The organism is Streptomyces sp. R33, assembly GCF_041200175.1.
GTDB classification, from domain to species: domain Bacteria; phylum Actinomycetota; class Actinomycetes; order Streptomycetales; family Streptomycetaceae; genus Streptomyces; species Streptomyces katrae_B.
Map to the genome: position 1 here is coordinate 7,602,916 of NZ_CP165727.1, position 20,291 is coordinate 7,623,206.

At 72.6% G+C, this 20,291-nt stretch carries 15 protein-coding genes; 8 read left to right on the top strand and 7 right to left on the bottom strand.

What is annotated here, in order from left to right; genetic code table 11:
• Positions 1-103: 103 nt before the first annotated feature.
• Together AB5J51_RS34925 and AB5J51_RS34930 are read left to right on the top strand one after the other, a co-directional pair.
• Positions 104-1,891, top strand: a complete 1,788-nt coding sequence (locus AB5J51_RS34925; RefSeq protein WP_369780367.1) for a S8 family serine peptidase — start codon at positions 104-106, stop codon at positions 1,889-1,891.
• 189 nt (positions 1,892-2,080) lie between these two features.
• Positions 2,081-4,852, top strand: coding sequence for an AAA family ATPase (locus AB5J51_RS34930; protein WP_369779492.1), 2,772 nt, complete (start codon positions 2,081-2,083; stop codon positions 4,850-4,852).
• A 28-nt stretch (positions 4,853-4,880) separates the two neighbouring features.
• On the opposite strand, the gene AB5J51_RS34935 is transcribed toward AB5J51_RS34930, so the two are convergent.
• Together AB5J51_RS34935 and AB5J51_RS34940 are read right to left on the bottom strand one after the other, a co-directional pair.
• Positions 4,881-5,792 (bottom strand): glycoside hydrolase family 19 protein, encoded by a 912-nt coding sequence (locus tag AB5J51_RS34935; RefSeq protein WP_053787588.1) that lies wholly within the window; start codon positions 5,790-5,792, stop codon positions 4,881-4,883.
• A 227-nt stretch (positions 5,793-6,019) separates the two neighbouring features.
• Positions 6,020-6,211, bottom strand: coding sequence for a DUF5302 domain-containing protein (locus tag AB5J51_RS34940; RefSeq protein ID WP_053787587.1), 192 nt, complete (start codon positions 6,209-6,211; stop codon positions 6,020-6,022).
• A 177-nt stretch (positions 6,212-6,388) separates the two neighbouring features.
• Between AB5J51_RS34940 and AB5J51_RS34945 the strand changes: the two genes are divergently transcribed.
• Entirely contained in the window at positions 6,389-7,315 is a 927-nt protein-coding gene (locus tag AB5J51_RS34945; protein ID WP_369779493.1) for a MerR family transcriptional regulator, read from the top strand.
• 145 nt (positions 7,316-7,460) lie between these two features.
• Here the strand turns inward: AB5J51_RS34945 and AB5J51_RS34950 are convergent, their stop codons facing one another.
• Genes AB5J51_RS34950 through AB5J51_RS34960 form a run of 3 tightly spaced genes read right to left on the bottom strand, consistent with a single transcriptional unit; the run spans position 7,461 to position 9,777 of the window.
• Complete coding sequence (locus AB5J51_RS34950) at positions 7,461-8,396, bottom strand: ketopantoate reductase family protein (RefSeq protein ID WP_369779494.1); 936 nt, start codon at positions 8,394-8,396, stop codon at positions 7,461-7,463.
• Positions 8,393-8,935 carry a helix-turn-helix domain-containing protein gene (locus AB5J51_RS34955; RefSeq protein ID WP_136221936.1) on the bottom strand — a complete coding sequence of 181 codons (543 nt, stop codon included), beginning with the start codon at positions 8,933-8,935 and terminating at the stop codon, positions 8,393-8,395. Before AB5J51_RS34955 ends, AB5J51_RS34950 begins: the two co-directional genes overlap by 4 nt.
• Positions 8,936-8,976: 41 nt before the next feature.
• Entirely contained in the window at positions 8,977-9,777 is an 801-nt protein-coding gene (locus AB5J51_RS34960; protein ID WP_369779496.1) for a caspase domain-containing protein, read from the bottom strand.
• A 267-nt stretch (positions 9,778-10,044) separates the two neighbouring features.
• Between AB5J51_RS34960 and AB5J51_RS34965 the strand changes: the two genes are divergently transcribed.
• Genes AB5J51_RS34965 through AB5J51_RS34975 form a run of 3 tightly spaced genes read left to right on the top strand, consistent with a single transcriptional unit; the run spans position 10,045 to position 16,363 of the window.
• Positions 10,045-14,130 carry a hypothetical protein gene (locus AB5J51_RS34965; protein WP_369779497.1) on the top strand — a complete coding sequence of 1,362 codons (4,086 nt, stop codon included), beginning with the start codon at positions 10,045-10,047 and terminating at the stop codon, positions 14,128-14,130.
• A gap of 6 nt (positions 14,131-14,136) precedes the next feature.
• Positions 14,137-15,291: a trypsin-like peptidase domain-containing protein gene (locus AB5J51_RS34970; protein ID WP_369779499.1), complete on the top strand. Its 1,155-nt coding sequence runs from the start codon at positions 14,137-14,139 to the stop codon at positions 15,289-15,291.
• A gap of 1 nt (position 15,292) precedes the next feature.
• A complete protein-coding gene (locus tag AB5J51_RS34975; RefSeq protein ID WP_053787580.1) occupies positions 15,293-16,363 on the top strand; it encodes a serine protease in 1,071 nt (356 codons plus the stop codon).
• A gap of 16 nt (positions 16,364-16,379) precedes the next feature.
• Here AB5J51_RS34975 and AB5J51_RS34980 read toward each other — a convergent pair whose 3' ends face one another.
• Entirely contained in the window at positions 16,380-16,751 is a 372-nt protein-coding gene (locus AB5J51_RS34980) for a hypothetical protein (protein WP_030295755.1), read from the bottom strand.
• Between the two features lie 314 nt (positions 16,752-17,065).
• Positions 17,066-17,986, bottom strand: coding sequence for a MurR/RpiR family transcriptional regulator (locus AB5J51_RS34985; protein WP_053787579.1), 921 nt, complete (start codon positions 17,984-17,986; stop codon positions 17,066-17,068).
• A gap of 231 nt (positions 17,987-18,217) precedes the next feature.
• Here AB5J51_RS34985 and AB5J51_RS34990 point away from each other — a divergent pair, with 231 nt between their 5' ends.
• Positions 18,218-19,051: a PP2C family protein-serine/threonine phosphatase gene (locus AB5J51_RS34990; RefSeq protein WP_369779500.1), complete on the top strand. Its 834-nt coding sequence runs from the start codon at positions 18,218-18,220 to the stop codon at positions 19,049-19,051.
• A 45-nt stretch (positions 19,052-19,096) separates the two neighbouring features.
• Positions 19,097-20,050: an MASE1 domain-containing protein gene (locus AB5J51_RS34995; RefSeq protein WP_168724165.1), complete on the top strand. Its 954-nt coding sequence runs from the start codon at positions 19,097-19,099 to the stop codon at positions 20,048-20,050.
• The last annotated feature ends 241 nt before the right edge of the window (positions 20,051-20,291 follow it).

Sequence of the window (20,291 nt, forward strand, 5' to 3'; positions counted from 1 at the left end):
CCTCCCACACAGCTCCAACCGCCCGCTCCGGCTTGCCCGGAAACGGCCCGCGAAAGGGAACACCGTGCACGCAACGAGACGCAGGCTCATATCCGTGGTGGCGATGTCCGTCACCCTGCTCGCCGGCTCCGCCACCGCTTCCGTGGCCCTGACCGGTGCGGAGCCCGCGCCGGCCCCGGCCGCCGCCTCCACCCTCCCGGCCGCGGGTGCGCCCGCTTCCCCCGCTGCCGCGCCGGTGCAGAACCTGATCGTCGGCTACAAGTCCTCGGCCACCGAGGCCAGTTCCAACAAGGCCGCGGCCGACGACGCCACCGCCAAGGGCAAGAAGGCCGGCAACAAGAAGGCGAAGTTCGACCGCCGCCTCGGCACCGGTGCCGCCCTCGTCAACCTCGGCGGCGCCGTCGCCCCCGCCGAGGCGGCCGACGTGATGGCCCAGTTCCGTGCCGACCCGGACGTCGCGTACGTCGAGGTGGACTCCCGCGCCTACGCGATGGCCACCCCGAACGACACCGAGTACGCCAAGCAGTGGGACCTCTTCGAGCCCACCGCCGGCATGAACGTTCCGGCAGCCTGGGACAAGTCCACCGGCTCCGGCGTCACCGTCGCCGTGATCGACACCGGCTACGTGGCCCACTCCGACGTGGCCCCGAACATCGTCGCCGGCTACGACTTCATCAGCGACTCCGCCGGCGCCCGCGACGGCAACGGCCGCGACAACAACCCGGCCGACCAGGGCGACTGGAGCGCGGCCAACGAGTGCGGCACCGGCTCCCCGGCCAGCGGCTCCTCCTGGCACGGCACCCACGTGGCGGGCACCATCGCCGCCGCCACCAACAACGCCAAGGGCGTCGCGGGCATCGCGTACAACGCGAAGATCCAGCCCGTCCGCGTGCTCGGCAAGTGCGGCGGCACGACCTCCGACATCGTCGACGCCATCACCTGGGCCTCCGGCGGCTCCGTCGCGGGCATCCCGGCGAACGCCACCCCCGCCAAGGTCATCAACATGAGTCTCGGGGGCTCCGGCGCCTGCACCACGTCGTACCAGAACGCGATCAACGCGGCCGTCGCCCGCGGCACCACGGTCGTGGTCGCCGCCGGCAACAGCAACGCGGACGCGGCCGGCTTCTCGCCCGCCAGCTGCAACAACGTGGTCACCGTGGCCGCCACCAACCGCACCGGCGACCGCTCGTTCTACTCGAACTACGGCGCCAAGGTCGACATCGCCGCGCCGGGCGGTGAGACCCGCCGCGCCACCGACACGCCCGGCACCGTCACCACCCCCGAGAACGGCATCCTCTCCACCCTGAACAACGGCGCCACCACCCCGGGCTCGGAGATCTACAAGCCCTACCAGGGCACCAGCATGGCCGCCCCGCACATCGCGGGCCTCGCCGCGCTCGTCGTCGCCGCCAAGCCCTCGCTGACCCCGGCACAGGTCGAGTCGGCCATCAAGGCCAACGCCCGTCCGCTCGCCGGCACCTGCACCGGCGGCTGCGGCGCCGGTCTCGCCGACGCCGCCGCCACCGTGAACGCCGTGACCTCGCCGACCACCCCGGCCTTCGAGAACACCACGAACGTGAACATCGGCGACAACTCCACCGTGGAGAGCCCGATCACGGTCACCGGCGTGGCGGGCAACGCCCCGGCCACCCTCAAGGTCGACGTGAACATCGTGCACACCTACATCGGTGACCTGAAGGTCGACCTGGTGGCCCCGGACGGCAGCATCTACACGCTGCACAACCGGACCGGCGCCGGCACCGACAACATCAACCAGCAGTACACCGTGAACGCCTCCTCGGAGGTCGCGAACGGCACGTGGAAGCTCCGCGTCAACGACAACGCGAGCGGCGACACCGGCTTCATCGACACCTGGAGCCTCGGCTTCTGAGGGCCCGATAGTACGGACCATTGAGCCCCGCGGACCTGCTGATACACCTCGTATCAGCAGGTCCGCAGCCGTTTCCTGACAGCTGACTGAATTCTGCGTCACAATCCGTGTCCACCCGGCATCCGACCTCGTATTGTCGCGTCTCACAGGAGATGCACAGAGTGGGGACCGAGAGGCTGGTGGCTGTGCGTGGTGGCGGCGACGGGGAACGCTGACACGACCGTCGGACACGGTGAACTGATCAAGGCGGTCGAACGCGCGCTGAACGCGCACGGGCGGGCGCTCCTCACCGGACCCGCCGGCGCGGGCAAGACCGAGGTGGTCGGCGCGGTCGCGGCCGCGGCCGCGACCCGCCACGAGACCGTGCTCCGCCTCGCCCCCGAGGCCGCGGACCAGTGGATACCCGAGGCCTCCGCCGCCGCACTCCTCGCCTCCGTGCCCTGCGCCGCACTGGAACGCCTCTCCGGACCCCAGCGGACCGCCATCGCCCTCCTGCGCCGCGAGGCCGACGCGCCCCGGGCCGGCCGCGACCACGTGGCCCTGCGGCTCGCCGTCGTCGAGGTGCTCCGTACCCTCGCCGCCCGAACCCCCGTCCTGCTCGTCCTCGACAACGCCCAGTGGCTGGATGCGGAAAGCACCGATCTGCTCCGTTTCGCCCTGCGTCTGACCCCGCCCCGCGTACGGGTCCTCGTGGCCGAGTGCGTCCAGGGCGGCGCCCCCGTCGGCGGCCCCCTGTGCGGCCCCGGCACCCCCGAGATACGGGTCCCCCCGCTCGGCGCCGACGAGGTGGCCGAACTCCTCGCCCGCCACGGCCTCCCCGCCCGCCTCGCCGGCCGCATCCACCAGGCCAGCGGCGGAAACCCCCGCCTCGCCCTCGCCCTGGGCCACTCCCTCGCCGAAGCCGCCGAGGCCCGCGACGCCAGCGCCCACCACGCCGACCCCCTGCCCCTGTCCGGCCAGGCCCGCGAGGTCGCCCGCCGGCTCCTCGCCGAAGCCCCGGCCCGGGCCCGCCGCACCCTGCTGCTCGCCGCCCTCGCGGCCCGCCCGACGACCGCCCTGCTGCGCCGGGCCGGCCGCCCCGACGCCGAGGCCGAACTCGCCGAGGCGGAGCGGGCCGCACTGGTCACCGTCGGGGAGGACGGGGCCGTCGCGTTCACCGCCGGCGCCCTGCCCATGGCCCTGGCCGCCGACGCCGGCTGGCCCGAACGCGCCGCCGGACACGCCGCGCTCGCCGCCGCCGTCGACGACCCCGTCCAGGCCGTACGCCACCGCGCACTGGCCGTGGACACCCCCGACGAGTGGCTCGCCGCCGAGATCACCGAGGCCGCCGCGGCCTGCAGAAGGCGCGGTCAGCGCGCCCTGGCCGCCGAGCTCGGCCTGCTCGCGGCCGAACGTACGCCGACCAACCGGCCCGGGGACGAACTGGCCCGCCTCGTCGCCGCCGCCGAGGACGCCGGCTGGGCCGGCCGCGCCGATCTCGCACGCCGCGCCACCCGCGCCGTACTGGCCCGCGACGCCTCGCCCGCCGACCGGGTACGGGCCCGGCTCGCCGTGATCGACGCCGCGGGACAGGCCCTCGCCGCCCTCGACGAGACGTTCGCGCACGCCATGGACGACGCCGCCGCAGACCCCGCCCTCCAGGCGGCCGTGCAGCTGCGGATCGCCACGAAGTACAACCTCAGCGACGGCGACCCCGTCCGCTCCCGCGACGCCGCGGCCGAGGCCGGCCGGCTCGCCGCCCGGGGCGGCGACCAGGTCGCCGAGGCCATGGCGCTGACCGTACGGGCCCGGATGGGCCGCATCCTCGGGGACCTCGACGCCGAGGACATCCTGGCCGAGGCCCTGGCCCTGCCCGCCCCCGAGGTGCCGCTCGGCATGCGCAACGCGCCGCAGTACCTCGCCGTACGGCACGCCCTCTTCGACGACCGCCTCGACGACGCCCGGCGCCAGCTGCTCGTCCTGCTGCCCGCCGTCCGGCGCACCGGATCCGCGGAGGACGTCTTCGAGGTGCTGCGCAGCCTCACCGAGGTCGAACTGCGTCGCGGCCGGTGCGCGGTCGCCTCCGCGCACGCCCGCCGCGCCCTGGAACTGACCATCGAGGCGGGCCTCTCACCGGGCCCCGCCTGGTACGCCTCCGCGATGGCCGAAGCCATGGGCGGCAGCTTCGCGCGCGCCGCCGGGTACGCCCGGCGCGGCATCCAGGCCTCCGAGGAGGAGCACGACCAGGTGTTCCTCTCGCGCAGCCTCTACGCACTCGGCCTGACCGAGCTGGCGACGGGGGAGGCCGCGAAAGCCGTGGCCACGCTGCGCCGGGTGGCCGAACTCGAGGAGGCCCAGCAGGTCGTCGACCCCTCGATCCTGCGCTGGCACGGAGAGCTGGCCGAGGCCCTGGTGGCCGCGGACGCGCCCGACGAGGCCGCGGAACTGCTCGGCGCCGTCCGTACGGTCGCCCTCGAACTGGGGCGCACCGCGGTGGTGGCCGCACTCGACCGGGCCCGCGGGCTGTGCCTGTCCGCGCACGGGGACGCCGAGGCCGCCGTACACCTGCTGCAGGCCACGGCGGACCGGTTCGCCGCGCTCCAGCTCCCGGTGGAGCGCGGCCGTACGCTGCTCGCCCTGGCCCGGGTGGAGCGGCGCCGCCGCCGGCGCGCACCGGCCCGTGCCGCGCTGCGTGCGGCGGCCGAGGTGTTCGCCGCGGCCGGCGCGAAACCCTGGGTGGAACTCGCCGCCGAGCACCGGGAAGCGGCGCCGGCCGAGGGGGGCACGGCCGTGGCCCTGGCCGCCCTGACGGAGGCGGAGGCCCGTCTCGCCCTGCTCGTCGCCGAGGGCGCCAGCAACCAGGAGGCTGCCGCGAAGCTCTTCGTCAGCGTCAAGACCGTCGAGGCCCGGCTGACCCGGATCTACCAGAAGCTCGACGTGCGCTCCCGGGCCCAGCTGGCCACCACCCTGCGCACCCGCTGAGGGAGCGCGGAGCGGTGGCCGGGCCGGGTCAGCAGCCGAGGTTGCCGCCCGGTGTCACGCCCAGGATCTGCGTGAAGCTCTGGTACGCGTTGATCCGGCTCTGGACCTGGGCGGGGTTGCCGCCGTTGCACTCCAGGGAGCCGTTGATGGAGCGGATGGTCTCGCCGAAGCCGGCTCCGTTGACCATGGCGGCGTGGGCGGTCATCGTGCCCGGGCCGTTCTGGGTGTTCCAGTACCACAGGGCCGTCTTCATGGCGATGGCCGGATCCTGTTCCACGAGGTACGGGTTGGCGAGCAGGTTGATGCCGAGCGCGTCGCCGGCCGCCTTGTAGTTGAAGTTCCAGCTGAGCTGGATCGGGCCGCGGCCGTAGTAGGCGGCCTGCCCGGCGGGACAGCCGTACGGCTGGCTCCAGTCGCAGTAGTGGGGGTAGTTGGCGGTGTTCTGCTCGACGATGTACACGAGCCCGCCCGTCTCGTGCGAGACGTTCGCCAGGAAGGCGGCCGCCTCGCGCCGCTTGACGGTGTCGTCACCGGTGTTGGCGAAGCCGGGGTACGCAGACAGGGCCGAGACCAGGCCGTTGTACGTGTAGAACGAATTCCGGTTCGGGAACATCTGGTTGAACTGGGCCTCGGAGACGACGAAGCCGGACGGGTTGCCGGGGTCCTGGCCCCCGCCACCGCCGCAGGTGCCGAGGTCGGACCAGACGCCCCACTGCCCGGTGGTGCCGGGCGTCTCGCCCTGGGTCCACCACTTGGCCTGCCAGTTGTGCCCGCTGTACGAGGCACTCATGCCGTTGGTGTACACGGCGGACGAGGCCCACGGGGTGGCGCAGGCCGCGGCCGCTGAGGCGGGGGAGGCGGGGAGGGCGACCGCGAGGCCGAAGGTGGCGGCCGCGGCGGCGGCCAGGGCGAGGGTGCGGCGGCGAAGCGCACGTATCACGTAACTGCTCCTTCAGTGGGGGGAGTTGCCGTGGGGGGCAAGTACCGCCACTGAAGCGAAGCTGGTCTGGACCTGTCAAGGTCTAGACCAACTTTTGTCGCTTTCGGGCAAACGGGCAGAGCCGGTCGTGGCCGGGTGTGCAAAAGGGGGCCGCCTCCGGCTCCGTGAGCTGGAGGCGGCCCCCTTGTCCGGCATCTTCAGGGCATCGCCGTGGAGACCGAGGCCGGTCAGCCGGTCTTGCGGCGGGTCTTCTTGTTCTTGCCGCCCGCGCCACCGCTGGCGCCCTGGATCTTCGCCCGGCTCTGGTGGGCCTGCTGTGCATGGGCACTGCGGGCGTTGCGCTCGAGGGCCTCCCGGAACTTGCGCTTGGCCTCTTCGGCCGCCGATTCGTCCTGCGGGGTGTCCGACTCTTCTGCCATGTTGTCCTCCTGGGTTGACCTGAAGCGGTTTCAGTCTGTCACCCTCAGTCCCCCCTGACCAGCAGGTTCCATCCGCCGGGCGCCACGCCCGCCGCCGTCCGGGAGACTGTCCCGAGGACCGGCCGGCTCCTGGGCGGGCTTGAGACTCCCGTAGGGGGAGACGTCAGGGTGAGGGACATGAACGGCGACACGCTCCATTCGATCGGGGAAATCGCCCGGCGCACCGGGCTGACGGTGAAGACCGTCCGCTTCTACTCCGACTCGGGGATCGTGCCGCCCACGGACCGCAGCCCCGCCGGCTACCGGCTCTACGACACCGACGCAGTCGCCCGCCTCGACCTCGCCCGCACCCTGCGCGACCTCGGCCTCGACCTGGCCACGATCCGCAGGGTGCTGGACAGGGAGACCTCCGTACCGGAGGTCGCGGCGGCCCACGCCGACGCCCTGGACGTGCAGATACGCACGCTGCGGCTGCGGCGGGCGGTACTGCGCGCGGTGGCCCGGCGCGGCGCCTCATCCCAGGAGACACGCCTCATGCACCGACTCGCCCAGCTCTCCGAAGCCGAACGGCACCGGCTGGTCCATGCCTTCATCGACGACACCTTCGGGGGATTCGACGCCAATCCGGAGTTCGTGGCCATGATGCGCTCGGCCATGCCCGAGCTCCCCGACGACCCCACCACCGAGCAGCTCGAGGCCTGGGTGGAGCTCGCCGAGCTCTGCCAGGACGCCGACTTCCGCGCGTCCGTACGCCGGATGGCCGAGCACCAGGCGGCCGACCGGGCCGACGGCGACACCATCGGCCTCCACCACGAACTCACCGAGGCGGTGCGTGAACGCGTCGGCGAGGCACTCGAAGCGGGCATCCTCCCGGGGTCCGTCGAAGCACTGCCCCTCACGAACACCCTGACCGCCCTCTACGGGCACGCCTTCGGGCGCGCGGACGACGGCGATCTGCGCCGTTGGCTGCTGGCCCGGCTGGAGACGGCCGCCGATCCGCGCGCCGAGCGCTACTGGCAGCTCCTGGCCGTGATCAACGGGTGGCCGCCCTCGCCGAGTCTGGCGCCCGTGTTCACCTGGTTCACGGCCGCACTGCGCGGCTGACAGCGGCGTACGGCCGGGTGGCGGGAGCGGGCCCAAGGGCCGGCAGGCGGCCGGCACACGAAGTCCCGGGCCTCGCGGGGAGACCCGGGACTTCGCTGGTGCACTTCGCTTGACCGCCGTGTTCAACGACGGACCGCTCCGGAGGTCACCCTCCGAGTCGGGCCTGCAGCGCGCGCCGCTGGTGCACCCGCAGTTGCAGGGTGGCGAGGTCCAGCAGCGGGGTGGGCACGGCGAGCGCGCGGGCCCGGGCGACCAGATCGCCGAAGACGTGCTCGACCTCCGTGGGACGGCCGGCGACCAGGTCCCGGTACATGGACGGGGTGAGCGGGGAGCCGGGCGTGGTCACCGTCCGGGTGGTGAAGGCGAGTTCTGCATCCGGTACGGGATGGCCCGCGGCGGCCGAGACGGCCGCCGCCTCCGCGAGTACGGCCGGCCCGAGGCCGGATCCGCCGGGAACGGCGCCGACCTCGCCGACAGAGCCGCGCGCCAGGCAGGTGACGGCCGCCAGGGTGGTGATGAAGACCCACTTGTGCCACATCGCGCCGACGACGTCCGGGGTCTCGGGGCTGTCGATGCCCGCCCCGGTCAGCAGGGCGCGTACGGCGTCCACGCGCGCGGAGGCGCGGCCGTCGAGTTCACCGGTGAGCAGGGTGGACGGCGGGGCCATGCGCACGATGTCGCCGTGCTCGTTCAGGGTGGTGACCACCTTGGCCACGCCGCCGAGGACCGGCGCGCCGCCGAAGCGGCCTATGAGGTGATCGAGATGGGCCATGCCGTTGAGCAGCGGCACGATCGCGGTCCGCGGGCCGACCGCCGGGGCCAGGTCCTTCGCCGCGCGGTCGAGCGCCGTCGACTTCACCGAGAGCAGGACGAGGTCGTACGGGTGCGACAGCGCGTCGGCGGTCACCAACTGTGGTGTCAGGGTGAGGACTTCGCCGAGGCCCGTCACCCGCAGCCCGCGCTCGCGAAGGGCGCTGGCCCGCTCCGGTCGGACCAGGAAGGTGACGTCCTGCCCGGCGTGGGCGAGGCGGGCACCGAACCAGCCGCCTGCGGCTCCGGCGCCGACTGTCAGGATTCTCATGCGGGAGAGCCTTTCGTGAGGGGCAGCGGCTGCAGGAGCCGGTGCGGTCGGTGCAGGGCCGCGGTGACGGGATCGTCGTCGGCGGACGGCGGCGGCAGCCCGGGCCCGGGCGCCACCAGGAGATCTGCGACCCCGACGGGTGCATCGCAGCCGGTGCAGCGCCCGTCGACGGCGACCGGGGCGTCGTCGACGGCGTGCAGGAAGACCCGGCGCGGCCCGCCGGGCGCGGGCCGGTGCTCCTCGCCCCACAGGGACAGTGCGCGGACGGCCGGCCAGAGGCGGACGCCCTTGTCCGTGAGGGCGTACACCTCGCGCCGGCCGTCCCCGGGTACGCGGGCCAGCACCCCGGCCCCGGTGAGACCGGCGAGCCGGTCGGTGAGGACCGCGCGCGGGATGCCGAGGTGGGCGGCGAAGTCCCCGAACCGTCGGACTCCGAAGAAGGCGTCCCGCACGATGAGCAGGGTCCAGCGCTCGCCGACGACCTCCATGGCGCGGGAGAGCGAGCAGGACTGGCCGCGGTAGTCGCGAGGGAGCGTCACGGGCCCACCGTAGCAAATCAGTTCGGTGACCGAACCGATTTTCAGATCGTGAAGGGCTTCTGGCCGAGGAACCCGGCGTCGGGCCTGCCCGTCGTGAAGAAGTTCGGCATCTGGGTGGCGGGCATGCGCTTCTTGATGTCGCGGTGGAAGGTCTCGTAGTCACCGGTGAACGCCCCGCCGTTCCAGACCTTGAGCAGCGTCTCGGTGAACTTGCCGTTGACGCGGCCGTCCAGGGCGACCTGGTCGTCCTGACAGGCGGAGATGAGCACGACGCCCGGCTCCGCGCCGTTGCCGTTCGTACTCCTCAGCTCGCGCTGGAGGTCCTGGAAGAACGCCTTGTCCCGCTCGAAGATCTGCTGCTGCTTCAGCACGGGCATGAGGCGGACCGCCTCCCCCTGGGCGGAGCCGTCGATCAGTTCGGTGGCGGTCCCGCTGTGGCAGCAGTCGAGGAAGGTGATGATCCGGACGTCCTTGTGGAATTTCTGGAACTCCCGGTGCAGCTCGTCGTCGAGGAACTGGCGGTCGAAGAACACGAGGGTCTCGTCGAGCTCGTCCGGCTCGTCGCCCTCGGTGTCGGGCATCTGGCCGCCGTGGCCCGAGTAGGTGAGGAGCAGGATGTCCCCGCCCCCGAGCTTCCCGGCCGCCTTGCGCAGCGCGGCCGTGATGGTGTCGACGGTGGCGTCCCTCGTCAGGATCACGGTGTCGTCGAACCCGGCGCCGCGGGCCAGTTCGGCCATGTCGCGGGCGTCGTTCTCGCACGCCATGAGCTGTCCGTCCCAGCCGCCGTACTTGCTGGGGTCGACGTTGTTGAGTCCTACGTGGATGGACACGCCTGCGGGCATGAGGTCCTCCTCGGATGCGGTGGGCACGGTGGCACCGGATGGGGCGGCACCTCGGGCATGGGTTCCGCGGCAGGGGGCCCGCCGAACCGCGCGGCGCGCAGCGCCCCCCGATCGGGCGCGGCGGCCGGAGCAACGGGCGCGATGCACGCGCCCGGCCGGCGCTCACTCCGAGACCGGTCGCCTTGCCGCTGAACAGACCGGGTGAAACCATGGCAAGTAGCAATCACTCCGTCTGTCGCCCGTCAAGGGCGGCCGGGTAGGTGCGGTATGCCGCTCACCGAAACGGAATGGGGCCTCGTCACCACCTGGGTGGGTGAATATCTCCTCGACACCCCGGACCCGCATGACAGGCTCGCCCAGCACGGGTTCCCCCCGGAATTCATCGGCAGCCTCGCGCTGACCAACAAGAGCGGGGAGAACGCGGTCACGCTGGTCCGCGCCTCGCGGAAGTACATCAAGGAGCAGCTGCGCCTGCTCGAGGTGCTCGGCACCCTCGCCGAGCTCAGAGTACGGCCCGAGGGAAAGGACGCCGAGGGGTTCCGGGACAGGCTTCGCGAAGACGCGGAGGTGAACGTCTCCGCTCCGGATCAGTTCCTCGCCGGCGTCCTCAAGAACGGCACGGAAGTGTTCATCGACCGGGCCGAGCTGCGGGTGCGCCTGCAGGAATTCCTCACCGACCCCGAGAAGACCGTGCTGCTGGTCGACGGCGAGCCCGACAGCGGGCGCTCGTACACGTACAACCTGATCCGGCACCTCGGCCAGCACTACGACTTCCGCCCGGTGCGGGTGACGCTTTCGCGTACCTCGACCGCCGCCCAGCTCGTCCGGCGGCTGGCCGAGTTCGTCGGCGACCGGGACCCCGGCATCTCACCGTTGAACACGACACAGTTGAACGATCCACTGCCGTCGGTCGACGAGGCCGTCCACCGGATCGTCAGCCGCGCCACGGCCGCGGAGGAACGGTTCTGGCTCGTCCTCGACGAATGCGACAAGCTCGACTCCAACTCCGACGTGTGGGACTGCATCGGCCAGCTGGCCCTCGCCATCTACGACTACACGCCCGTGCAGGAGGAGACCGTGCCGCGGCTCGTACTGCTGGGCTACGCGCCGTCGATGCGCCAGCTGCCGTACGACATCCGCAAGAACGAGTGCCGGGACACCGCGCGGATCGCCGGTCCCGACGATCTGCACAGCTTCTTCCGGACCTTCTTCGCCCAGACGCCCGCATCGCCGGACACCGCCGGGACGGAGGCGCTGACCGAGTTGGCCGTCGAGACGGTCCTCGACGCGGCGCAGCGTCCGGGGGACGACAGCTACATGCGCAAGATCTGCACGGCGGCCGAGCGGACCGTCCGCCTCTACCTCTCGCTGCGGTCCGGCGAGGACTTCGCCGCCCGGCTGCGCGGGGAACTGCTCGCCGCGGCGTCCGAATCCGCACCGGCCGTCCCGGACGGCCGCAGGGCGTACCGGGAGGCCGCCTGCCTGCTCAGCAGGTTCGATCCCACGCAGCTGCGGCTGCCCGGCGAGGGGGAGAGCAGCGGCCGGGCTGCGCTGGCACTCGTCGACGACTGCACGACCCTCGGCGTGCAGCCCCGGCCCGGCTGGGTCCTCAAGCAGGAGGTCCGCGACGTGACCCTGTGCGGCCTGGCCGGCCCGGAAGCCGCGCGCCTCGGCCTGGAGGCCAACCTCGGCCAGGTCCCCGAGGGCCCCGGACCGGAACGGTTCGCGCTCGCCTACCTCTGCGGCACACCGCCGGCCCTGGGTGAGCAGGATGTCGACGGGCTCGCCGGCATCCTCCAGGCGGTGCTGTGGCTCGCGCAGATCCCGCACACGACCGGGATACCGGACCCCGAGCACGTCCAGCAGCTGCTGGAGCGCGCCAGACTGCGCCAGCCGCTCGAACGGCTGGTCAGGGGGAGGTTCTGCGGGCGCGCAGCCGAGCTGGAACAGCTGCGGGCGTACGTCGGGCTGCCCCCGGCCGCCGAGGGCCCCCTCGGCGGCGGGTCCGTCAAGGAGCCCCCCTTGCTCATCCACGGGATCGGCGGCACCGGCAAGAGCACCCTGCTCGCCAGGTTCCTGCTCGACCTTCCCGCAGGCTTCCCCTTCGCCTACGTCGACTTCGAGCGGCCCACGCTCTCCGTCCACGAGCCGATCACCCTCGTCGCCGACATCGCCCGGCAGCTCGGCATCCAGTACCCCGGGCACCGCGCCGCGTTCGACGCACTGGCCGGCGAGTGCGAGGAGACCGCCCGCATCCAGCGGGAGGAACAGAACGACGTCGACGAGATGTACCGGCTCTCCACCACCCGATCGGGAGCCGGGCGAAGGGCCGCCGAACAGTTCCACAGCCGGGCGCGCGGCCGCGAGACGGACCTGGTGCGCCGGGTGGGTGAACGCCTCGTCCAGGCGGTGGCGGGCGCGGGCGGCGGCACGGACGCCGGCCCGCCGCTGGCGATCGTGATCGACTCGTTCGAGGAGGCCCAATACCGCGCGAACCCCGTACTCGGTCGCATGTGGGCCATCTGGTCGGTCCTCCACGATGGCTACCCGCGGCTGCGGTTCATCGTCGCCGGACGGGCCGGCGTCCACCACCCGGCGCAGGCCGCGGAACCGAAGACGATCGCGCTCGGCGACCTCGAACCGGACGCCGCCGTGGACCTCCTCATCGCCAGCGGGATCGAGGACGAGGGCGTGGCCCGGGCCCTGGCCGAGCGGGTCGGCGGCCACCCGCTCAGCCTGAAGCTGGCCGCGCAGGCTGCCCTGCTCGCCTGCCAGGAGGCCGGCTCGCTCGGTGAGCTGGTCGAGAGCCTGCCCGCCCGGCGCCGGTACTTCTACCGCAAGGTCGACCAGATGCTCGTCCAGGGGATCCTGTACGACCGCATCCTCAAGCACATCGCAGATGCGGAGGCCCGCGCCCTCGCCCAGGCGGGCCTGGCGCTGCGCACCATCACCCCCGAGCTGATCGCGCACGTCCTCGCCCCGGCGTGCGGACTGCACGTGGACTCCCCGGAGCAGGCACGCCGACTCTTCGGACGGCTGGCCCGGCTCGACCTGATGGAACCGGCCGGCCCGAGCGCCCTGCGGCACCGCTCCGACCTGCGGGCCATCATGCTGCGCCTGTCGGACACCGCGAGCACCGACCTGATGCGTACGGTCGGGCGGCGCGCGGTGGAGTACTACGCGGCCCGCGAGGGGCTCGAGGCCCGCGCCGAGGAGATCTACCACCGGCTGCGCCTGAACGAGGACCCCCGGTCCGTGGAGAAGCGCTGGGAGCCCGGCGTCGAGCGCCACCTCGACCGCGCGGACCAGGACATGGCCTCCCGGTCGGCCGCCTTCCTGACCGGGAGGCTCGGCGGGCACGTCCCCGACGAGGTGCTGCACGACGCCGACCAGGAGGACTGGGAGCGGAACGCTGCAGGTGAGATCGAGGCCCTGCTGGCGCAGGGCTTCACGGACGATGCCGCGGCCCGGCTCGCCGAACGCCGCCCCTGGACACCCGGCAGCCCCCTCGACCCGCTGCTCGTCGAGACCCTGGCCCGCAGCGGCCGGCGTACGGAGGCCAGGAACACGGCGCAGGAGGCCGTCGACCGTGCGGAGGAGGCGGGCAACGTCGATGCGCAGCTGGAGCTGCTGCGGCTCTCCGCGCGGCTCGCGGAGGAGGACGGAGACGTACAGGACGCCGAACGCGACCTCGCCGAGGCGGAGGATCTCGCGACCGGCCTCGGACGCGACTTCGACGCCCTGGCCGTCACGCTGGCCCGGGCCGGGCTGGCCGCCTCACGTGAAGGCGACACCGACATCGACCGTCGCCTCGCCCGCCGGCTGCGGCAGCTGCCCGATGAGGCGCTGGCCGAGCAGCCGGTCCTGGTCCGGGCCGTCGCGGCCGAGGTCTCCCGGCACGATCCGGCCGCGCTCGGCCACACCCTGGACGTCGTGGGACTGCCGGAAACCGACGACGAGGCCTTGGAGGCGCTCGCGGACACGATCGTCCTCGTGCTGGCGGAGCAGCCCGAGCTGCGGCTCGCCGTGGCCAAGCTCCTCGAGAACGCCGCCGGACCCGTACCGCCGGTTCGGTCCACGCAGCAGCAACCCCCGCCGCCGCCCCCGCCGTCGCCCTCCACGGCCGACATGCTCCGCGAGGCCCGCGACCGGGGCACCCTCGACGCGCTCGCCCGGCGCCTCCTGGTGCTGCACGACGACAGCGGCGCGCTCGTCTCCGGCGTGGCGGCCGCGATGGGTGCGGGTACCCCCGGTCCGGCGGCGGCGCCGGCCCGCACAGCCGAACCAGCCGAACCAGCCGAATCAACCGAACCAGCCGAACCAGCCGAAAGGAACGGCCCGCGAGCGGCCTGAACCCGTATGAGCGACGCGTATCTCCCCTCCGAGGAAATCGTCCGGCTGGTCGACGCCTCGCTGGAGGCCGGGCTCGCCGATCCGTCGGTACGGCGGCTGCTCCTCGACGGCATCATGCCCAAGTACCGGGGCACGCTGCCCCTGATCGCCGCTCCCGGCATGCAGGTGCACTCGGACCTGAACGAGATGAACCGCGTGGAGCGGCTGGTCGACGGCTCGGTGCCGCTGGAGATCTGGCTGCGCAACGCCGTCGCCCAGACCGTGGAGGCCGGCCCGCTCGCCGTGTTCCAGAAGGCCCTGGACGAAGTGGCGCGCGACGCCGCCGGTGAGCCCGACGTACCGGCCGCGCTGCCCGCGGGTGAGACCAAGGAAGAGGTCATCCACCGGGACGACACGGTGCCCTTCGAGTTCCTGCGCGGCGGCGAGGAGGCGGGCCGCGCGGTCGCCCGGATCAAGGTCCTCCCGTACCAGGCCGGGGCCCCGCTCCAGCCGAACGGCTTTCCGCACTCGGGTACGGGCTGGCTCATCGCCCCGGACCTGCTCGTCACCAACCACCACGTGGTGAACGCGCGGACCCGCAGTGCCACGGACCGCGGCGTCGTGGATCCCGCGGACCTCCAGCTGCAGGCGCAGAACTCCCGCGCGCGCTTCGACTACGGCGCGGACGACACGGAGACCGAGGAGGTGGCCGCCAGCGGCCTGGTCGCCTGGGACGAGGCCCTCGACTACGCGATCCTGCGGCTGAGCGGCCAGCCGCCGCGGGCCGCCCTGCGGGTGGCCACCGAGCCCTTGGCGGTCGCCGGGGAGCCGGTGGCGGTCAACATCATCCAGCACCCGGGCGGCCAGCCGAAGCGGGTGGCCCTGCGCAACAACCTCGTGTACGAGGCGAACGAGAACGACGTGCGCTACTTCACCGACACCCGGGGCGGGTCCTCCGGATCGCCCGTCTTCACCGACGACTGGCAGGTGGTCGCGCTCCACCGCGGGACGCGGCGCGTCGAGGACGTCAACTTCCAGGGCAAGACCACCGCATTCGTCAACGTCGGCACCCAGATGAGCAGCGTCATGCGGCACCTGCGGGAGCACAGCCCCGAGGTGCACGCCGAGATCACGGCGGCGCAGTCGGCGCCGGCGCAGCAGGGTCTGCCTGAGGAGGCATGAGATGGGCGGCAGCGGCAGCTCACCGGTGGCGACCGGCCCCGAGCAGGTCTTCGGGGACCTGCGCGAGGTCGCCGAACGGGTACGCAGAGGACTGGAAGCGGACGCGGAGATCCCCGAGTCCGCGGAGAGCCTTCCGGCGGACCGGGCCCCGGCCGGACAGATCGGCGAGTACGCCCGCCAGGAGCGGGCGAGGGTGCTGACCGCAGGCGCCAGAGGACTGGAGAAACTCGCCGCCGGGCGGGCCGACGAGGTCGACGACGACGAGTACTTCGGCATCGAGGCGATCGTCCTCCTCGAAGGCCGGCCGGCCCTGCTGATCCAGGGGCAGGACTTCCCTTCGCAACAGGGTGACTGGGCGGTGCTCGACGGGCACCGCGCCGCCATCCGGGATTCCATCGCCCGCGTGGGCCGGGTGGAGGTCACGGGTCACGCCAGTCTGGAGTGGCTGGGCACCGCGTTCCTCGTCGGCCCCGACGTCGTGATGACGAACCGTCACGTGGCCGTCGAGTTCGCCACCGGCGACGGAGCGGGCTGGACGTTCCGGCCGGGCATGAGCGCACGGCTGGACCTGGCCGAGGAGCTGGCCGCCGTTCCGGGCGACGGCTCGCTGGAGTTCGCGGTCACCGAAGTGGTGGGGATCCACCCCGACGTCGACATGGCCCTGCTGCGCATCGACACCGCCCGGAGCGGCCGGACTCCGGCGACCCCGGTGGCGGTGGCGGCCGATCCGCCCGCCGACGTGCCCGGCCGGCCGGTGTACGTGATCGGCTATCCGGCAGAAGACGGCCGCCGCAACGAACCCGAGGCCATGCGCCGCATCTTCATGGACGTCTACAACGTCAAGCGCCTCCAGCCCGGTACGACGACGGGGCTGGTTCCCGGCGAGCTGACGGTCAAGCACGACTGCTCCACGCTGGGCGGCAACAGTGGCTCCCCGGTCTTCGACCTGGTCGACCACCGGGTCCTCGGCCTGCACTACGGCGGCCGCTACGGCTTCGGGAACTATGCGGTGCCGCTGTGGGAGCTGGTGGACGACCCCCTCCTGAGCCGTGCGCAGGTCAACTGGGTGTAACGCATCGAGCGGTACGTCAACTCGGTGTGACGCGCAGCGCGTCACCGACGAGGCGCACCGCGCGGGACAGCCGGCCCAGCTGCTGGAGCTCGACGGCGTACATCCGGATCGAGTTCTCGATGACGGACTCGGCCACGCCCATCGAGGGCAGTTCGGCGCGGCTCGTCTCCAGTGCGACCCGGACCGCCCGCATCTCGTGCTGGAGCTGGAGCTGAGCGTGCCGGGTGAGGAGGACGGGGCTGCGGGTCAGCGTCGAGTAGCTGCCGTAGCGGGCCGGGAGCAGATCCCGCAGCCAGCGCATGGCCGTGCGTTCCCAGTCGTGGGTACCGGGGGCCTTGACCTGACAAGGCCAGTCCGGGCTGAGCGTGGTAGAGGCCGTCTGGCGCATTCTCGTCGCTTCCGAGTGGTGTCGAACTCTGATCGAGACGTTGGCGGGCGGCCTCGGCCCAGGGGTTGACCGAGGCCGCCACAAGCGCTCTGGTGGATCCCAGTGCCGGGAACCGGCACCGGGGCGGAACGTGAGGAGGAGCGTTCCGCGCGGTGCCCGTTCTGGGAGGGCGTGGGGTCGCTCTCCTTGGCGTCTGGTGGATCCGGCGCGCTGCTTAGTAAACATATATACCGTCGAGTAAACAAGAGAATGAAAAATTACATACTCTCGCGCGGCATGAAAGTGGACTGCCTCGTACCGGTTGAAAATCGGCCTTACAGGAAGAATCCGTGCTGGTCGGCGACCTGCTCGTACCCCTCGAGGCGGGCCTGGGTCCGTTCCGGATCCGCATCGGCCATCGCCTGCAGCAGGGCCGCGGACAGCATCCCCGGTGCCGCGTACGAGTCGAAAACCAGCCGCGCCCCGGTCCCGGCGGTCAGTGCCACGTCCGCCTCGTCCACCAGCGGACCCAGGGTGGTGTCGGTGATCAGCGCGATCTTCAGCCCGGTGCTGCGGGCGGCCCGCAGTGCCGCCAGGGTCTCCTTGGCGTGCCGCGGCATGGCGAAGGCCAGCGCCCAGGTCCCGCCGGCCTCCCGGGACTGGAGCAGCGCGTCGTAGGCGACGCTGCCGCCACGTGTCACCAGCCGGACGTCGGGGTGGATGCGCCGTGCCGCGTAGGCGAAGTACTCCGCGAGCGAGACCGAGATCCGCAGGCCCAGGACCGTCAGCGGCACCGAGCGGGCCAGCTCGCGGCCGATGTCGAGCACCTGGTCGGTGTCGGCGAGCAACCGCCGTACGTTCTCCAGGTTCAGGATCTCGGCGTCCACGGCCGCCTGCAGCTCGTTGCGGCGGAACTGCTCGCGGGTCTCAGGGGAGCCCGCGACCGCGCTCAGCGCCATCGGCTGCAGGGCGTCGCGCAGGGCCGGGTAGCCGCTGAACCCGAGGGAGGTGGCGAAACGTGTCACCGACGGCTGGCTGACACCCACTCGCTCCGCGAGCTCCGTGATCGACAGGAACGCGGCTTCGGTGAGGTGGTCGATCAGGTACTGGGCGATCCGCCGCTGACCGGGGGACAGCCGATGGCCGTCGAACAGGGCCCGTACCCGGTCGCCGGGGGCGCGCTCATGGACCGGCGGCGCCTGCCCACTCGGCGTGATCGCAGCCGCCTGCGCGCGTGCCTGCTGCCCCGATGACACCGATGGGCCTCCCTCTCATGTCACTCGTCTTCAAACATAGCTCACGCCCTGTGGTCGGCCGACCTGCAGCTGCCGGGTCCGCAGGCGGGGTGCGCGGCCGCATCTGTCGCGACCCCCGGAGGCCGGAAATATGATGTGCTCGGGTGTTCGGCGCAGCGTGCGCACCGCGCGCGGCGAAAGCCGAGAGCCGAGAGCAGGGACGGCACGTATGGATGCACCCGGGAGCGGTCCATGACCCCGCGCCGTCCCTCGAAATCGGTGAGCGCCGACGACCTGCTGACCACGCTGGGCCGGCTCACCGCGAGAGCCCGCGCCGGGGCGGAGATGCAGCAGGCCCGGGTGGAGCTCGCCGAGGCCCTCCAGCGCGAGATGCTGCCGGCCTCGCTTCCCGCCCTGCCCGGGCTGCGCAGCGCGGCCCGCTACGTACCCGCCCGGCACGGCCTGGACATCGGCGGCGACTGGTACGACGGCTTCCCGCTGCCCGAAGGCGCCCTCGCCTTCTCCATCGGCGACGTACAGGGCCATGACGTCGAGGCCGCCGCCTTCATGGGGCAGGTCCGCGTCGGCCTGCGCGCGGTGTCCGCGGTCGTCGAGGATCCGGGGGAGGTGCTGAGCCGGGCCAACGACGTGCTGCTGTCGCTGGACTGCGAACTCTTCGCGACCTGCACCCTGCTCCGCTTCGACCCCGAGACCTGGGAGCTGGAGACCGCCCGGGCCGGCCACGTGCCCACCGTCTGGGCCACGGTCGACGGCCGGTACGGCATCACCGACGACGAGGGGGGCCTGCCGCTGGGGGTGGAGCCCGGGGCGGGATACGCGGTGACCCGGCGCCGGCTGGACCAGGCGGGCTCCATCGTCCTGCTCACCGACGGCGTCGTCGAAGGACCGTCGTTCCCGATCGACGTCGGACTGGCCCGCGTGGTCCGGGTGGTCCAGGAGGCGGCCGGAGCCGATCCCGACGAGATCGCCGCCGAGATCATGAAAGTGGCCGACTCCACCGGCCATGCCGACGACGCGGCGGTGCTCGTCCTCAGCCACGACGCGGCAGGCCCCCGGCGCTGGTAGGGCGTGTCACGCTCCGTCCGGAGGCGGCGGCTGTTGTCTGATGCTGTGGTGCGCACCGAGGAATGGCGACGTCCCGCAGGAACCCTTCTCCGGATCCTCGGCGTCGCCGCCGCCTACTACGCCACGGGACGGATCGGCCTCCTGCTGCGCGTGGTCGTCGAGGGCGCGCAGGTCACGCCCCTGTGGCTGCCCACGGGCATCGCGGTCGCCGCCCTGCTGTGGTTCGGGCTGCGGATCTGGCCGGGGATCGCCCTCGGTACGTTCCTCGCCATCGAACACCTCAGCAGTTTCCAGATCGCGGACATCGGGATCGTCGTGGGGAACACCCTCGCGCCGGTGTGCGCGTACCTGCTGCTGCGCCGCGTGGGCTTCCGCACCGAGATCGACCGGCTGCGGGACGGCCTGGCCCTGGTCTTCCTGGGCGGGCTCGTACCGATGCTGATCAGCGCGTCCATCGGCACCGGGGTGCTGGTGGCCACCGGCGACCTGGCGCTGAGCGGGTTCTGGCCGGTGTGGTCGGCGTGGTGGGTCGGCGATGCGATGGGGGTGCTCGTGGTGACCCCGGTGCTGCTCGTCCTGCCCACGGTCCGGATGCCGGACGATGCCTACCGCGTCGCCGAGGCGGTGTTGCTCGCCGTCGCCGTCGGGGTCGGTGTGTTCATGGTTTCCCGGAGCGCGTTGTCGCTGCTGTTCCTCGTCTTCCCGCTGCTGATCTGGTCGGCCGTGCGGTTCCAGCTGGCCGGCAGCGCGCCCTGCGTCCTGATCATGTCCGTCGTGGTGATCTCGGCGGCGACCGATCGCGCCGGACCCTTCGCCGACCACACCCTCTTCGAGATCATGGTCAACCTCCAGGCGCTCAACGGCTCGGCGGCCCTGACCGCGCTCCTGCTGTCCGCGATGGTCACCGAACAGAACAACATCCGGCTGAAGATCGAGCAGGTGTGCGAGGACCTGGCCGAGGTCGTCGACCGCCTCGCCCCCCGCAGACCGGGGGACTGACCGGCCGGAGGCCTCGGGTGCGTGCCTGCGCGGGCGGCAGCGCGTCCGCGACGGCGCGCGCCTGCGTACGGATCCCCGCCCGGCTCCGTCGGACGGGAGCTTGCGCATCCGGCACATCGCGCTGTCGCGGCCGGGCGCTGCGCCGCGTAGTGGTCGGCCGCGAGCGCGGCGAACACGGGCCCGGCGGGATCCGGCCAGTCGGGCCGGGTGAACCCGTCCCAGGTGCGACGGCCCCGCCCGG

Coding starts and splice junctions, on each gene's coding strand:
- AB5J51_RS34950 (WP_369779494.1), bottom strand. CDS start 8,396: ATGAGAATCCTGACAGTCGGCGCCGGAGCCGCAGGCGGCTGGTTCGGT.
- AB5J51_RS34925 (WP_369780367.1), top strand. CDS start 104: ATGTCCGTCACCCTGCTCGCCGGCTCCGCCACCGCTTCCGTGGCCCTG.
- AB5J51_RS34980 (WP_030295755.1), bottom strand. CDS start 16,751: ATGCGCCAGACGGCCTCTACCACGCTCAGCCCGGACTGGCCTTGTCAG.
- AB5J51_RS34975 (WP_053787580.1), top strand. CDS start 15,293: ATGGGCGGCAGCGGCAGCTCACCGGTGGCGACCGGCCCCGAGCAGGTC.
- AB5J51_RS34970 (WP_369779499.1), top strand. CDS start 14,137: ATGAGCGACGCGTATCTCCCCTCCGAGGAAATCGTCCGGCTGGTCGAC.
- AB5J51_RS34990 (WP_369779500.1), top strand. CDS start 18,218: ATGACCCCGCGCCGTCCCTCGAAATCGGTGAGCGCCGACGACCTGCTG.
- AB5J51_RS34945 (WP_369779493.1), top strand. CDS start 6,389: ATGAACGGCGACACGCTCCATTCGATCGGGGAAATCGCCCGGCGCACC.
- AB5J51_RS34940 (WP_053787587.1), bottom strand. CDS start 6,211: ATGGCAGAAGAGTCGGACACCCCGCAGGACGAATCGGCGGCCGAAGAG.
- AB5J51_RS34960 (WP_369779496.1), bottom strand. CDS start 9,777: ATGCCCGCAGGCGTGTCCATCCACGTAGGACTCAACAACGTCGACCCC.
- AB5J51_RS34965 (WP_369779497.1), top strand. CDS start 10,045: ATGCCGCTCACCGAAACGGAATGGGGCCTCGTCACCACCTGGGTGGGT.